The 14,186-nt window shown below is 65.5% G+C and carries 12 protein-coding genes, 1 tRNA gene and 1 pseudogene; 5 read left to right on the top strand and 9 right to left on the bottom strand.

All coding sequences use genetic code 11. The features are described 5' to 3' along the window. Positions 1–2 precede the first annotated feature (2 nt). The 9 genes and pseudogenes from nirD to ACZLZY_RS09945 form a co-directional block, all read right to left on the bottom strand. Positions 3–353, bottom strand: a complete 351-nt coding sequence (gene nirD, locus ACZLZY_RS09985) for a nitrite reductase small subunit NirD (protein WP_472933394.1) — start codon at positions 351–353, stop codon at positions 3–5. Then, the gene (gene nirB, locus ACZLZY_RS09980; RefSeq protein ID WP_472933393.1) at positions 350–2,806 is read right to left on the bottom strand and encodes a nitrite reductase large subunit NirB; all 2,457 of its coding nucleotides are present in this window, start codon (positions 2,804–2,806) and stop codon (positions 350–352) included. Before nirB ends, nirD begins: the two co-directional genes overlap by 4 nt. A gap of 32 nt (positions 2,807–2,838) precedes the next feature. After that, complete coding sequence (locus tag ACZLZY_RS09975; protein WP_472933392.1) at positions 2,839–3,639, bottom strand: ABC transporter ATP-binding protein; 801 nt, start codon at positions 3,637–3,639, stop codon at positions 2,839–2,841. 32 nt (positions 3,640–3,671) lie between these two features. Further along, the gene (gene ntrB, locus ACZLZY_RS09970; protein ID WP_472933391.1) at positions 3,672–4,574 is read right to left on the bottom strand and encodes a nitrate ABC transporter permease; all 903 of its coding nucleotides are present in this window, start codon (positions 4,572–4,574) and stop codon (positions 3,672–3,674) included. Positions 4,575–4,615: 41 nt separating this feature from the next. Beyond that, complete coding sequence (locus ACZLZY_RS09965; RefSeq protein ID WP_472933390.1) at positions 4,616–5,920, bottom strand: CmpA/NrtA family ABC transporter substrate-binding protein; 1,305 nt, start codon at positions 5,918–5,920, stop codon at positions 4,616–4,618. 358 nt (positions 5,921–6,278) lie between these two features. Next, positions 6,279–7,508, bottom strand: coding sequence for a CmpA/NrtA family ABC transporter substrate-binding protein (locus ACZLZY_RS09960; RefSeq protein WP_472933389.1), 1,230 nt, complete (start codon positions 7,506–7,508; stop codon positions 6,279–6,281). Positions 7,509–7,518: 10 nt separating this feature from the next. Next, the gene (locus ACZLZY_RS09955) at positions 7,519–8,109 is read right to left on the bottom strand and encodes an ANTAR domain-containing response regulator (RefSeq protein WP_472933388.1); all 591 of its coding nucleotides are present in this window, start codon (positions 8,107–8,109) and stop codon (positions 7,519–7,521) included. 121 nt (positions 8,110–8,230) lie between these two features. After that, positions 8,231–8,800: pseudogene (locus ACZLZY_RS09950) on the bottom strand (recombinase family protein). 612 nt (positions 8,801–9,412) lie between these two features. Then, positions 9,413–9,502, bottom strand: a tRNA-Ser gene (locus ACZLZY_RS09945). Positions 9,503–9,738: 236 nt separating this feature from the next. On the opposite strand from ACZLZY_RS09945, the gene msrB reads away from it, so the two are divergent. From msrB to ACZLZY_RS09920, 5 genes are all read left to right on the top strand, one after another. Further along, positions 9,739–10,146, top strand: coding sequence for a peptide-methionine (R)-S-oxide reductase MsrB (msrB, locus tag ACZLZY_RS09940; protein ID WP_472933386.1), 408 nt, complete (start codon positions 9,739–9,741; stop codon positions 10,144–10,146). Positions 10,147–10,537: 391 nt separating this feature from the next. Then, complete coding sequence (gene rirA, locus ACZLZY_RS09935) at positions 10,538–11,005, top strand: iron-responsive transcriptional regulator RirA (protein ID WP_472933385.1); 468 nt, start codon at positions 10,538–10,540, stop codon at positions 11,003–11,005. 285 nt (positions 11,006–11,290) lie between these two features. Continuing rightward, entirely contained in the window at positions 11,291–12,535 is a 1,245-nt protein-coding gene (locus ACZLZY_RS09930; protein ID WP_472933384.1) for an aromatic ring-hydroxylating oxygenase subunit alpha, read from the top strand. Between the two features lie 46 nt (positions 12,536–12,581). Then, complete coding sequence (locus ACZLZY_RS09925) at positions 12,582–13,631, top strand: 2Fe-2S iron-sulfur cluster-binding protein (protein ID WP_496253577.1); 1,050 nt, start codon at positions 12,582–12,584, stop codon at positions 13,629–13,631. Between the two features lie 142 nt (positions 13,632–13,773). After that, on the top strand, positions 13,774–14,178 hold the full coding sequence (locus ACZLZY_RS09920) for a Fur family transcriptional regulator (protein ID WP_472933382.1): 405 nt from the start codon (positions 13,774–13,776) through the stop codon (positions 14,176–14,178). Positions 14,179–14,186 lie beyond the last annotated feature (8 nt).

Genomic DNA, 14,186 nt, shown 5'->3' with positions numbered 1-14,186 from the left:
GCCTATTCCGCAGCTTCGGCGAGCGCGGGGGCGAGGTCGATCAGCATTTCCAGCTCGCCCGCAGCGCCGAGGCGAACCGGGAAGGTCCGCACGGCGCCGACGTCCGGTCCCTGCACCAGGCCGCTGTCGAGCGCGATGACCTGATTGTGCAGCGGACAGGAGACCGAGCTGCCGTGGACAATGCCCTGGCTCAAGGGGCCGCCCCGGTGGGGGCACCGATCCTCGGTGGCGAAGACCTGGTCGTCGGCGGTGCGGAAGACGGCGATGCGGCCGAGCGGCGAGACGACGCAGCGGGCGCCGCGGCGGGGGATGTCGTCGAGATGGCCAATCGCCAACCACTGCGCACCGGTCATTCCGCGGCCTCCCCGAAGCCCGTGAGATCGGCCATCGGCCGGAACTCGTGCGCCGCCACCCGCCCGCTGGCGCGCTCGGCCCAGGGGTCCTTCTGGACGAACTGCTGGCTGTGGACGAAGCGATCGAACAGCGTGGCGCGTTTCGCCAGATCGTCGATCACCGCTGCGCGGATGCTGTCGATGCCGACGCGCTTGTTCCATTTGTAGATCCGCTCGAGGTAATGACCCTGCTCGCGGTAGAGCTGGGTCAGCGCGACGATCACCTCCAGGGCCTCGTCCTCGCTGCGGACATGGCCCAGCACCTCCGTCGGCTTGATGTCGAGCCCGGCGGCCCCGGCGAAGTGGATCTCGTAGCCACTGTCGACGCAGATCACGCCGATGTCCTTGCAGGTCGCCTCGGCGCAGTTGCGCGGGCAGCCGGAGACGGCGAGCTTCAGCTTGGCGGGCGTCCAGGAGCCCCACATGAAGCGCTCCAGGCGGATGCCGAGCCCGGTCGAATCCTGCGTGCCGAAGCGGCACCAGTCCGTCCCGACGCAGGTCTTCACCGTGCGCAGCGCCTTGCCGTAGGCGGCGCCCGAGACCATGCCGGCGGCGTTGAGATCGGCCCAGACGGCCGGAAGGTCCTCCTTCTTGACGCCCAGCATGTCGATGCGCTGGCCGCCGGTGCATTTCACCGCCGGGATCTGGAACTTGTCGACGACGTCGGCGATGGCGCGCAGCTCGTGCGACGTCGTCATGCCGCCCCACATCCGCGGCACGACGGAATAGGTGCCGTCCTTCTGGATGTTGGCGTGGACGCGCTCGTTGATGAAGCGCGACTGCTTGTCGTCCTGGTAGGTGCCTGGCCATTCCGCGAGGAGATAGTAGTTCAGCGCCGGCCGGCATTTCGAGCAGCCGCAAGACGTTTTCCACTCCAGCTCCTGCATCACTTCGGGGATCGAGGCGAGATGCTTGGCGACGATCAGCCGGCGCACGTCGGCATGGCTGAGATCGGTGCAGGCGCACATCGGCTTCACCGCCGCGGGATTGAAAGCCGCGCCGAGCGTTAGTCCCATCAGCTGCTCGACGAGGCCCGTGCAGGAGCCGCAGGAGGAGGAGGCTTTCGTATGGGCACGCACGTCGTCGATCGTCGTCAGGCCCCTGGCGGTGATCGCCGTCGTAATCTTTCCCTTGCACACGCCGTTGCAGCCGCAGATTTCCGCATCATCCGGCAAGGCTGCAACGGCCGCCATAGGGTCCAGCGGAGACCCTCCCTGGTAGGACTGGCCGAAGATCAGGGTGTCGCGCATCGCCGACACGTCGCTCTTCTTCTTCACGAGGTCGAAGAACCAAGCGCCGTCCGACGTCTCGCCATAGAGGACGGCGCCGAGAATGCGTCCTCCCTGGAGCACTAGTCGCTTGTAGACGCCGGCGGCGGCGTCGCGCAGCACGATCTCCTCGCGCCCCTCGCCCTCGGCGAAATCGCCGGCGGAAAACAGATCGATGCCGGTGACCTTCAGCTTGGTCGCGGTGACCGAGCCGAGATACTGTCCCTCGGCCTTCTCCGCGAGCTGCGAGGCCACCACCTCGGCCATCTCGTAGAGCGGCGCGACGAGGCCGTAGACCATGCCGCGGTGCTCGGCGCATTCGCCGAGCGCGAAGATGTCGGGGTCGGAGGTGCGCATGTCGTCGCCGACGACGATGCCGCGGGCGACCTCGAGGCCGGCGGCCTTCGCGAGCGCAGTCGATGGCCGGATGCCGACCGCCATGATCACCGTCGTGCAGGCGATCGTCGTTCCGTCTTCGAGCAGCACGGCCTCGACCTTGCCGTCGCCGAGGATCGCCTTGGTGTTGGCCTTGCACAGGATGTCGATGCCGCGCTCTTTGAGCGAGCGCTCGAGCAGCCAGCCGGCCGCCGGGTCGAGCTGGCGCTCCATCAGCGTCGGCATGATGTGGAGGACGGTGACGTCCATCCCCTTCGCCTTCAGACCGGCGGCGGCTTCCAGTCCGAGCAGCCCGCCGCCGATGACGACGGCCCGCCCTCCGCGGCGCGCGGCGTCCCACATCTTCTCGACATCGTCGAGATCGCGATAGGCGAGGACGCCGGGCAAGTCGTGCCCGGGCACCGGCACGATGAAGGGCGTCGACCCGGTCGCTATGATCAACCGGTCGTAGTCCGCCACCGTGCCGTCTGCGGCGGTGACCGTGCGGGCAGCGCGGTCGATCGCTTCAATGCGCTTGCCCTTGTGCAGCGTCACGCCGTTCGCAGCATACCAGGCATCGTCATGGGTGATGATGTCCTCGTAGCGCTTCTCGCCCGACAGGACCGGCGACAGCATCAGCCGGTTATAGTTCACGCGCGGCTCGGCGTTGAAGACCGTCACGGCGTAGCGGCCGGGGCTCTTCTCGAAGAGGTGCTCAAGCGCCCGGCCGGGCGCCATGCCGTTGCCGATGATCACCAGTCGCTGGGGCATGGAGGGGACCTCTCCGGGGATGCAGGCCGCGGTCATGCCGCCTCCACGAAGCGGTTGCGCTCGTAGAGGAATTTCAGCACCGCGGTGCGGCAGCGGATGTAGGCGGGGTCGGCGGCGAGCTCGAGCCGCCGCCGCGGACGGGCGAGCGGCACGTCGAGGATCTCGCCGATCCGCGCCGAAGGGCCGTTGGTCAGCATGACGATGCGGTCCGACAGCAGCACCGCCTCGTCGACGTCGTGTGTGATCATCATCACCGTGGTGCCGAGATTGGCCTGGATCGCCATGACCTGATCCTGGAGATGGGCCCGCGTCAGGGCGTCGAGGGCACCGAAAGGCTCGTCGAGGAGCAGGATCTTCGGCTCCATCGCGAGCGCGCGGGCAATGCCGACGCGCTGCTTCATGCCGCCGGAGATCTCGGACGGGCGCTTGTCGCGGGCATGGCCCATGTGAACGAGCTCGAGATTGCGCATCACCCATTCGCGCCGTTCCGCGCGGCTCTTCGTGCGGCCGAACACCTTGTCGACCGCCAGCGCGACGTTCTCGTAGACGGTGAGCCAGGGCAGCAGCGAATGGTTCTGGAAGACGACGCCCCGGTCGGGGCCGGGCGCGTCGACGACCTTGTCCTCAAGCAGCACGACGCCGCGCGTCGCGTCCGTCAGCCCCGCCACGATGTTAAGGAGCGTGGACTTGCCGCAGCCGGAATGGCCGATGATCGAGATGTACTCGCCCTTGGCGACTGTCAGGTCGATGTCGAGGAGGACTTCGGTGACCGCGCCGCCGCGGGCGAACTGTTTGGTGACGCCCTCGATGGACAGGAAGGGTTTGGTGCTCATCGTCTTGATCTCCGATCCAGTCAGGTGGCCGCTCATGTGGCCGAGGTGCCGCGGGTGACAGCCTTACCGATCGAGGCGACGATCCGGTCGAGCACGAAGCCGACGATGCCGACGTAGACGAGGGCCAGGATGATGTCGCTGATCAGCGAGGAGTTCCACGCGTCCCAGATGAAGAAGCCGATGCCGACGCCGCCGATCAGCATCTCGGCCGCCACGATGGCGAGCCAGGACAGGCCGACGCCGATCCTGAGGCCGGTGAAGATGTAGGGGGCGGCGGCCGGGATCATGATCTTCCAGAAGAACTCGAAGCCGTTCAGCCGCAGCACCTTGGCGACGTTGCGATAGTCGTCCGGGATGTTGCGCACGCCCACCGCGGTGTTGATGATGATCGGCCAGACGGCGGTGACGAAGATGACGAAGATCGCCGAGGGCTGGCCGTCCTGGAAGGCGGCGAGCGAGAGCGGCAACCAGGCCAGCGGCGGCACGGTGCGCAGCACCTGGAAGATCGGGTCGAGACCGCGCATCGCAAGGTTCGACTGGCCGACGAGGACGCCGAGCGAGATGCCGGCGACGACGGCGAAGGCATAGCCGAGCGCGACCCGCTGGAGGCTCGCCCAGATCTGCCAGCCGAGGCCGACGTCGTTGCCGCCGTTGACGTAGAAGGGGTTCGCGATCAGTTCCCAGGTATCCTTGACCACTTGGCTCGGCGGCGGCAGCCGAGCCCCGGCGCCCGAGCAGAGCGCTTCCCAGAGCGCCAGGAGGAGGACGAGCGTCACCAGCGGCGGCAGCGTGTTGCTGGCGATGCTTCTGCCGATGCGGCCGAGGCGCGCTGCCGGCGTCTCGCCGCGCGGCCGCAGCGGCACCACCGGCGCGATCCCCGCCGGTTTTGCAATGACGTGGAGGGTGGCGGGGGTTTTCAGGACGGTCTGTGACATCGTCAGTCTCCGGTGCGGCGAGTCTGTCGGCGCGGGCCGGCTCAGACCATGCGGGTGATGGCGAGGCTGGCGAGATAGGCGGCGGGATTTTCGGGGTCGAAGACTTTGCCGTCGAAGAAGGTCTCCTTGCCGCGCGAGGCCGAGGCGGGGATCGCCGAAACGCCGAGCGCCTTGGCCGCCTCGCGCCAGAGATCCTCCCGGTTCACCCGGTCGACCATAGCCTTGACGTCGGTCGCGGCCTCGAGCTTGCCCCAGCGCATGTCCTCGGTGACGAACCAGGCGTCGTGGCTCTTGAAGGGATAGGACGCGTCGTCGCGCCAGAACTTCATGAAGTGCGGGGAATCCGCCACCACGCGGCCATTGCCGTAATCGAAGTTGCCCTTCATCCGCGGGCCGATATCGGCCGGCTTGACGTTGAACCAGGCGCGCTTGCCGAGGATTTCGGCGAGTTCGTCCTTGTTGGCCATGTCGTCGGCCCATTGCGCGGCCTCTTGCACCGCCATCAGCAACGCGACCGTCGCTTTCGGGTTCTTCTCCACCCAGTCGGCGCGCATCGCGAAGCTCTTCTCCGGGTGCTTCGACCAGAGCTCGCCCGAGGTCAGGGCGGTGAAGCCGATGCCCTGGTCAACCAATTGCGCATTCCACGGCTCGCCAACGCAGAAGGCGTCCATGGTGCCGACCTTCATGTTCGCGACCATCTGCGGCGGCGGGACGACGATGGTCTCGACATCGCTGTCGGGATCGATGCCCCCGGCCGCCAGCCAATAGCGCATCCAGAGATCGTGGTTGCCGCCCGGAAAGGTCACCGCGACCTTGGCCGGGGCGCCGGCCGCCTTCTTCTGCGCGAAGCTTTCGCGCAGCACCGAGGCATCGAGCCCGACCTTCAGGCCCGCATATTCCTTGCCGATCGAGATCGCCTGGCCGTCGAGATTGAGACGGGCGAGGATGGCCATCGGCAGCGGCTGGCCGTTCTGCGTGACCTTGCCCGCCGACATCAGGTAGGGGATCGGCGTCAGGATATGGGCGCCGTCAATGCCCGAGCCGGCCGAGCCAAGCACGAGATTGTCGCGCGTTGTGCCCCAAGACGACTGCTTGACCACCTCGACGTCCGGCATGCCATGCTTCTCGAAATAGCCCTTCTCCTTGGCGACGATCAGCGGTGCGGCATCGGTGAGGGCGATGAAGCCGAGGATCGCCTTGGTCGTCTCGGGGCCCGCACCTTGAGCAAAGGCGCCGGCCGGAAAGGCGGCGCCGATCGCCGAGAACAGCGCCGCCGTGCTTGCGGTCGCGGCGGCATTTTGCAGGAAGCGACGACGGTTGAGGCCGGCGGAAATGGGGTCGGACATGTCGATCCTCGGACGGAAGGGGGGCTCGGCTCGGAAACAAAAAAAAACGCCGCGGTGCCGGCAAGGCGACCTCCGGTTACGGAAGACGATTGCAGGTCCAGCGACGTCGATGTCTGGTGAATGCTTCGCGTTCGAAGCTGTTCGATGCCCTGTCTTCTTTGACGGGCACGCTCTTATTTGATCCGAAGACGCACCATTTGGAAAGTCCAAATAGACGGCAGGCGTGTGTGTTCTTTTTGTAGGCAGAATCGAACAAACCGCTGATTTACAAAGGTTCCAATCCGGCTCAGGCGCTGCGCATTTCCGTGTCGTGGTGACTAAAGATGCAGCAGGACTCGCGCGGCTGTCGGCGTGTCGATCAATCGCCTGCGGCGGAGGGTGGCGCGCCGTCTCCCGCGTGACGAATGGGGAACTGCGCGACGTAGCCCACGATCTGCGAGGGGTCGAAGCGGGCGCCGGGGACGGGCCCGTCGCCCGGTGGGCCGGTCTCGATCCGCTGGTCCGCCAACGGCAGGCGATCGATGCGGTCGGCGAAGACTGCGCGGTAGAGATCTGGGCGGAAGGCGCTGGCGGCCAGCTTGGCCTGCCGCTCGCTCCAGCCGACCTGGCCCCAGCGCACCATCTGGCTGTAGGTCCACAGCGCCTGGCTCTGCCAGGGAAAGTTTGCCGTTTCGGCGTGAAAGGTGAGGTAGTCCGGGATATGGCGGCGGGTGCCGTCGGGCCCGATCGGGATGTCGCCGGCGAGAATGGCGGCGATCATCGCCGCCGATCCGCCGATGTAGTCGGGCCGGGCGAGGATGTCGGCCAGCGCCGGGCGGTTTGCCGGCACGTCGCACCACCTGGCGGCGGCATCGAGGGCGATGAGCAGCCGCTCGCCGGTCTCGCGGTTGGCGTCCCACCAGTCCGGCCGCATGCCGAGCACCTTTTCCGGCGAGGCCGGCCAGATGTCGGCCTTGACCGCGACGACCCGGCCGATGCCGGCCTCGACCGCGAGGACGTTCCACGGGGCGTTGACGCAGAAGCCGTCGATGACGCCCGCCTTCAACGCGTCGGCGGTCATCGGCGGCGGCACGATCGTCATGGTCACGTCGCGGTCCGGGTCGATCCCGGCTTGCGCCATCCAGTAGCGGAACTCGTAATTGTGCGAGGAAAACGGATAGGTGCAGCCGAGCACGAGCGGCGGCTTGCCGCTCCGTCGCCGCACGTCGATGACGCGCTTCAGGGCCCGCCCGTGCGCCGCGGACGTCTCGCCGCCTTGACTTGCCGCCTGCATCTCGGCGAACAGCGCAGTCGACAGCGTGATTGCGTTGCCGCCCATGCCGAGCGCGAAGGGCGCGATGACGGGATAGGGGTTGGAGCCGAGGCCGAGCTGCGAGGCCACCGCCATGGGACCCAGCATGTGCGCCACGTCGAACTGGCGAAAGGCCAGACGGTCGCGGATGTTCGACCAGGACACCTCGCGCACGAGCTCGAGGCGGACGCCGTGCTCCCGGTCGAGCCCGAGCGCGCTGGCGGCGATCAGCACCGCCGCGTCGAGTAGTGGAATAAAGCCGGCACGCACCACCGGATCATGTCGAAGGACGGTCATCGGCTCGCTCTCATTTCGACAACAGGGAAGCCGCGGTGACGACGCTGCGCGCAATGTCGACCAGTCGCCTCTTCTCGTTCATCGCCGTCTCGCGCAGCATCCGGTACGCCTGCTCCTCGGAAATGCCGCGCATCGCCATCACGAGCCCCTTCGCCCGCTCGATCACCTTGCGGTCGGCCAACTCGGATCGGGCTTCGTCGAGCTCGCGGGTAAGTCGCGAATAGGCGTGGAAACGCAGGATCGCCATGTCGAGAATCGGCTTGACCCGCTCCTTCTTCAAGCCGTCGACGATATAGGCGGAGACACCCGCAGCGATGGCCGATTCCATGGAGGCGGCATCGGAGCGATCGACGAACATGGCGATCGGCCGTTGCACGGTGCGCGTCACTTGAAAGAATTGTTCGAGCCGGTCGCGGTTGGGATTTTCGAGATCGACGACGATGACATCCGGCTTGAACGCCTCTATCTCGCGCACCAGCCCCGTCATCTCCTTGACGACATGAACACGGTGATGCCCGGCCTCGAGCAGGCCCTCCTCGATGATCGATGCACGAGCCCGATTTTCGTCGACGATCAAGATGGCAAGGCCGATGGACTCCATCCGATGATGTTGCGCACGCCCTGACGCAGCGCAACATGAAAGATTCAAGCGGCTCAATCGCTATGTATCGAAAGCAGCCGACCAGATGCTCGGCACCGTGATGGAGAAGTCCCTGCCGGCTTCAGTCGGGTCTTGATCGGGCATCCGCCAAAATCCGGCTCATCGTCGGCTGGCACACACTGTAGAGGCAGGACATGTCCGCTGCAGTTCTCCGTCCGGACAAGACGCTCTCGACGATCTCTTGGCGCTGGCGGGCGGTCAGCTTCGGGCGACGCCCGCCGATGCGGCCTTCGGCCCGAGCCTGTCGGAGACCGGCACTGGTGCGCTCGCGGATCATCGTCCGCTCGAACTCCGCGAACGCCGCGACCATATGCAGGAGCATCCGCCGTGGTGCCGTTGCCGGGTCGATGGGCTTGGTCAGGGATCGGAACCCCGCGCCGGTCTTCTCGACTCATTCAATGATCGCAAGAGCGTTCTTCAACGGACGCGACAAGCGGTCGAGTTTCCAGGTCATGAGGGTATCACCAGGCCGAAGGTGGTCGAGCAGCCGTTGAAGCTCCGGGCGATCCGAGCGCCCGCCGGACGCGGTCTCCTCGAACACGCGATCGCATCCGGCATCCCGCAGCGCGCGGGCCTGCGCGGCGATGCTCTGGTCGTCGGACTTGGAGACACGGGCGTAGCCGAGCAACATCGGGAGGAGCCTTTCGCAAACGGCCGTTTGAGGAAGGCTTTTGCGTCGACGGCGGCACCTGCGTTCTAACTTTTCACAATCCTCTTGCGCTGGGTTCTCAACCCGCAAGTGGTTTGCGAAAGGCCATCGCGGTCGGGGAGGGGGGCGGACCAGCCGGTGCGAAGCGGTCGAATTAGGATGTCGCTCGCTGGGTGAAGCCGGAGCCAAAAACGTAGCATTTCCGCTGTCGCAACCGCCGCGAAGACGACCCATGGCGACGGCAATGGCGGTGCGGGAGGATGTCTCGTTGCGGCAGGCGATGAGGGTGGTTCTGAGTTTACCAACAGCGGAACAAACACTGCCATCGTTGGCGCTTCAGGCGCTTGCCTCCAGGGCGGAACCATCGACTTTGCCGTCGATCAGCGTCGGCCGCGACCCTAGCCAGCCATGGGGACTACCGTATCGATCAACCGCACAAATACCCCCGCCCCATCTTGAAATACCCCATTTTCTACCCCGCATACCCTTGGCTTGAAGCAGGATTTGACGAAGGGTTGCGAGCAATCTTTGAAATTGCAAGGGCTCGTTCTGCGGGCTTTTGCAAGGCTGGGCGTGAAACTGCGAAAAGAGAAATGGCGGATGGGGTGGGATTCGAACCCACGAGACGGTCTCCCGCCCGCCGGTTTTCAAGACCGGTGCCTTCAACCGCTCGGCCACCCATCCGTGGTCTCTTCGCTAGACAATCGCGGCCGGGGGGATCGAGGATGATCCGCCGCGGCCGTTTCTGCTACCGAACGGTTTCGTCCTTCAGGCTTTAGCGTTCACCGGCGCGCGGCGTCAACCGGGGCTCGGCGTTCCGGGTGTTGCGACAGACCGATGCACGCGGGTTTAAGACCGGCAGCGATTGCCAGGCAAGGGCGGCGTGCCCATATCCAGCCGATCCAGCGAAAGGACGAGATATGGACGCCCACAACTTTGCCGTCACCCGAACCGATGCCGAATGGCGCGCAAGATTGACGCCGGAACAGTATCAGGTGATGCGCGGCCATGGCACCGAGCGGCCAGGCAGCTGCGCGCTGAACTACGAGAAGCGCCACGGCATCTTCTCTTGCGCCGGCTGCGATCAGGAACTCTTCGATTCGACCCGCAAGTTCGAGAGCGGCACGGGCTGGCCGAGCTTCAACGACCCGGTGGAAGGCTCGACGGAAAGCACCGTCGACCGCAGCCATGGCATGGTCCGCACCGAAGTGCACTGCAGCCGCTGCGGCAGCCATCTCGGTCATGTCTTCGACGACGGCCCGCCGCCGACTCACCTGCGCTATTGCATCAACGGCGTCGCGATGAATTTTCATCCTGCCGCCGACTGAGGCCTCTCTGGAGGGGGGCACGCCCCCCTTCGAAAGAGGGGTTGGTTCCAGCAGACTGCCCTGCGCTTATTTTCGAAGAGCAGGTCGTTCAAGACATGTTGGGGTCGGGTGACACGCCCCATCGCTACTCTCGGTCGGACAGGCCTGTCCCCGTGCGGTGTCCAGCATGGTCTCGGGACCGATCGTCATCCGGAAATCCTGGTCTATGAGCCTCACGTCGGCGGATTTCCGCGGGAAAATCGTCATTATACCCGCGGTCTCGCCAGCTGAGCATCTTCCCGGTAGAAGCAGACCAAACTGATTTGCGATCAGCCCTTCTCTTAGTTTTGGAATCCTTCTAATGTTGGGGGATCGACGCCGGCTTGCGTCGTCTCGTGCATGGGAAGCTAAGATGCGCCTGACCCGCCAGACCAACCACGCTATCCGCATGCTGATGTATTGCGCGGTGAACAACCATCGTCTCAGCCGCGTGGGCGAGATCGCCACCGCCTATTCGGTCTCGGAACTGTTCCTGTTCAAGATCCTGCAGCCGCTTGTCGAAGCCGGCTTCATCGAAACCGTTCGCGGCCGCAATGGCGGCATCCGGCTCGGCCAGGACGCCAGCCGCATCACCTTGCGGGCGGTGGTCGAGGTGACCGAGGACAATTTCAACCTCTCCGAATGCTTCGAGACCGGCAAGAGCGACTGCCCGCTAATCGACAGCTGCAGCCTCAACGCCGCGCTGCGCGCGGCGTTGGCTGCCTTCATGGGCGTGCTCGGCGGTTACACCATCGCCGACCTTGCCGGAGAGAAGGCCTCGATTCGGCGCCGGCTTGGTCTCGGAGACATGCTGCCGCAACAGGCACTTGCCGCCGTCTGAGGCAGTACAGGCTCCGCCTTTTCAAGCGCTTCAACCGTGATCCATACCCGGCGGCCCGGATGTCGTAGACAGTGGGGAATGCTGTCGCTTTTATCGGCTCGTCCACGCCGTCCGGGTGGTGTGATCACTGGGTCCTGGCTTGCTTCGGCGCAAGGGTCGAGGACGCGGCGAGGCCCCGACGGACCGGGACATTGTCCCTTCGGAAGAGCTGCAGAACGGCGGTTCACCGGGGATCGGGTTTTCTCCGATAGGCGGAACGGGAATTAGACGGTGCGGGAGATGGGCATGAACGTTCGCGACGATATGCTGGCCAAGTTGCAGCGGCGTAAGCCCGGCTATAGCCTCGAGCAGGCCTTCTACAGCGATCCCGACTACTATCAGGTCGATCTCGAGACCATCTGGTACCGCGACTGGCTGTTCATGGGCCATGACTGCGAGCTGCCGAAGCCCGGCAGCTACATGACGGTGCAGATAGGCGTCTATCCCGTGCTGATCGTCCGCGACGGGCAGAAGAACATCCGCGCCTTCCACAATTCCTGCCGTCACCGTGGCTCGCGCATCTGCTCGGCAGCGAAGGGCGTCACCGCCAAGCTCGTCTGCCCCTATCACCAGTGGACCTACGAGCTCGATGGCCGCCTGCTGTTCGCCCGCGACATGGGCGCGGACTTCAAGCCGGCCGAATTCGGCCTGCAGCCGGTCCACTGCGAGACCGTCGGCGGCTACATCTTCGTGAGCCTTTCGGACGTCGCGCCGGACTTCGAGCCCGTCCGCACGATGGTCGGCCCTTATCTTGCGCCGCATCGGCTCGGCGAGACGAAGGTAGCCTTCGAGATGAGCATCGTCGAGGAGGGCAACTGGAAGCTCACCTGGGAGAACAACCGCGAGTGCTACCACTGCGCCGGTAGCCATCCCGAGCTGTGCCGCACCTTCCCCGAGGCGCCGGGCGTCACCGGCGTCGACGCGATGGACGAGCCGGAGATCGCCGAGCACTGGCAGCGCTGCGAGGCCGCCGGCTTGCCGAGCCAGTTCAGGATTTCCGAGGACGGCCAGTTCCGCACGGCCCGCATGCCGCTGCTGCGCGATGCCGTGAGCTTCACCATGTCCGGCAAGGCGGCGGTCAAGCGCCCGCTGAGCGAGACCGTGCTGACGCCGCAGATCGGCTCGATGCTGCTGTTCCATTATCCGACCACCTGGAATCACGTCCTCGGCGACCACGCGACGTCGTTCCGTGTGCTGCCGATCGGCCCGAACAAGACCGAGGTCACCACCAAATGGCTGGTGCACAAGGATGCGGTCGAGGGCGTCGACTACTCCATCGACGAGATGACCAAGGTCTGGATCGCCACCAACGACCAGGACCGCCGGATCATCGAGGAGAACCAGTTCGGCATCAACTCGCCGGCCTATCTGCCGGGCCCGTACTCGCCGGTGCACGAAGGCGGCGTGCTGCAGTTCGTAGACTGGTATTGCGGCTTCATGGAGAAGCGCCTGACCAGCGATCGTGCCCCGCGGCTGGCCTCGGTCGCCTGAGACGGAGCAGATGATCCCCGCATCGCGTCCCAAGCATCTCGATGAGATGCGCCCCTGGAATGACGTCCAGGTCCTCGAATGCGTTGCGGTGCTGCCGGAAACGTCCGACGTCATGACGTTCTCGTTCCAGACGCCGGATGAATCCTGGTTCCGCTACCATCCCGGACAGTTCGTAACGCTGGAGCTGCCGATGCCCGGCGGGCCGGTGCTGCGCACCTATACGTTGTCGTCGAGCCCCTCACGGCCGCTGTCGGTCTCGGTAACGGTAAAGGCGCAGGCCGGCAGCGTCGCCAGCCGCTGGATGTTCGACAATGTGCATGAGGGCGTGCGGCTGAAGGCCTATGGCCCCGCGGGCATCTTCACCTTCCACAACCATCCGGCCGAGCGCTATCTCTTCATCTCGGCCGGCTCCGGCATCACGCCGATGATGTCGATGACGCGCTGGCTTTACGACAATGCCCGCCACACCGACATCAAGTTCATCCACTGCGCGCGCAGCCCGTCCGACATCATCTTCCGGGCCGAGCTCGAGCGGATGGCGGCGCGGGTCAACGACATCGACCTTGCCTGGATCGTCGAGCGGGCCGATCCCTTCGACGCCTGGACCGGCTACAAGGGCCGCATCAACAGCCTGATGCTGGAGCTCATCGCCGCCGACTACCACGGCCGCGAAATCTTCTGCTGCGGCCCGGCCGTGTTCATGCAGGCGGTGCGCGACATCCTGAATGCCGCCGGCTTCGACATGGCGCATTATCACGAGGAGAGTTTCAGCGCGCCCGAGGTGATCGAGGGGCCGCCGCCCGGCGCCGACGACGTCATTCCGGAAGACGGGAAGGGCGCCCGCATCGTCTTCACGGCGTCGGGCCTCGAAGCAGCCTGCACCGAGACCGATACCGTGCTGCAGGTCGCCAAAAGCCTCGGCCTGAACATTCCGAGCGCGTGCCAGTTCGGTGTCTGCGGCACCTGCAAGACGCTGAAAATCTCCGGCGAGGTCCACATGGTGCACAATGGCGGCATCCGGGACGACGAGATCGAGGAAGGCTACATCCTCGCCTGCTGCTCCAAGCCGATCGGCCGCGTCGAGGTGGAGGTCTGACGCGGATCGCGGCGACCTGAAGAAGCAAGCGGGCCTTGGCCGGGGCCGGCGGTAATCTTATAACAGTTGCTTGTCCGGCCCTCCCTCGTTTGCGATAGGGAGGGGGATGGGGAACGACCGCCTTCCCGCAGGGAGCCATGTCATGAGCGACGCGCCCGCACTGACGAAGAATCAGGGTCTGGTGATGGGGGCGCTGGAGCGGGCCGAGGGGCCGCTCAGCGCCTATTCCATCCTCGACGCGCTGCGCGAGGACGGTCTTCGCGCGCCGCTGCAGGTCTACCGTGCGCTCGACAAGCTCGTCGACGCCGGCCTCGTCCACCGCCTGGAAAGCGTCAACGCCTTCGTCGCCTGCGCCCATCCGCACAGCCATGCCACATCGATGATGGCCTTTGCGATCTGCGAAACATGCGGCAACGTCACGGAATTCTCCGAACCGGACGTGCAGGAGCGACTCACCCGCTGGGCCGCCGACAACCAATTCAGGCCGTCCAAGACGGCGATCGAAATCAAGGGCATCTGCGCGGCTTGCACCGAGGGCAACGTCTGATCGCTTCC

It is taken from the genome of Mesocryomonas lacus (assembly GCF_055730135.2).
The sequence above is the reverse complement of the archived record's forward strand: the minus strand, read 5'-3'. Positions and strand labels throughout refer to the sequence as shown.